At 70.1% G+C, this 1068-nt stretch carries 1 protein-coding gene; it reads left to right on the forward strand.

Annotation, left to right across the window (positions count from 1 at the left end):
* Positions 1-119: 119 nt before the first annotated feature.
* A partial coding sequence (locus tag ACZ7L7_RS37195; protein WP_472078030.1) for an IS481 family transposase occupies positions 120-1068 on the forward strand: 949 nt, incomplete at its 3' end.

The following is a 1068-nucleotide window of genomic DNA, read 5'->3' on the forward strand; positions in this document are numbered from 1 at the left end:
TGTTCTGTCCCGGGAGGTTGTGGACGGGTGAGCCAGGTCTCGGCTGAGGGATCTTGAACAGGTGAAGGCCTTCCGGTTCGGTGTGGATTGCGACGTCTACACCTGACCGAAAGGCCCTCGTGCCCCACCGTAATGCACCCCTGACCGAGACCGGACGGCTGCGCCTGGCCCGCTGCGTGGTCGAGGACGGCTGGCCCCTGCGCCGTGCCGCCGAGCGCTTCCAGGTCTCGCCCACCACCGCCCAGCGCTGGGCCGAGCGCTACCGGCAGTTCGGCGAAGCCGGCATGTCCGACCGCTCCTCCCGGCCGCGCACCAGCCCGCGCCGCACCCCGACCCGCACCGAACGCCGGATCGTCAAGGTCCGCGTCCTGCGCCGGTGGGGCCCGGCCCGCATCGCGCACCTGCTGCATCTGGTGCCCTCGACCGTGCACCGGGTGCTGACCCGGTTCGGCCTGGCCCGCCTCACCCACCTGGACCGGGCCACCGGCCGGGTCGTCCGCCGCTACGAACGCGAGCGGCCCGGCGAACTGGTGCACGTCGACGTCAAGAAGCTGGGCAACATCCCCGACGGCGGCGGCCACAAGGTGCTGGGCCGACAAGCGGGCCGCAGGAACCGCAAGAACGCCGGCTACAGCTACCTGCACACCGCCGTCGACGACCACTCCCGTCTCGCCTACAGCGAGATCCACACGGACGAGAAGAAACAGACCGCCGCCGGCTTCTGGACCCGGGCCCACGCCTTCTTCACCGGGTGCGGGATCACCGTCGAGCGGGTGCTGACCGACAACGGCTCCTGCTACCGCTCACGCACCTGGCGCGACCTGCTGTCGACAGCCGGGATAGCCCACAAACGCACCCGGCCCTACCGGCCGCAGACCAACGGCAAGGTCGAACGCTTCAACCGCACCCTCCTCGACGAGTGGGCCTACGCCCGCCCCTACCGATCAGAAGCCGAGCGCCGCGAAGCGTTCCCGCAATGGCTGCACACCTACAATCACCACCGCGGACACACCGCGCTGAAGGGCCAACCACCCGCCAGCCGCGTCCCCAACCTCACGGGTCAATACA

This window comes from Streptomyces sp. NPDC110618 (assembly GCF_055657065.1).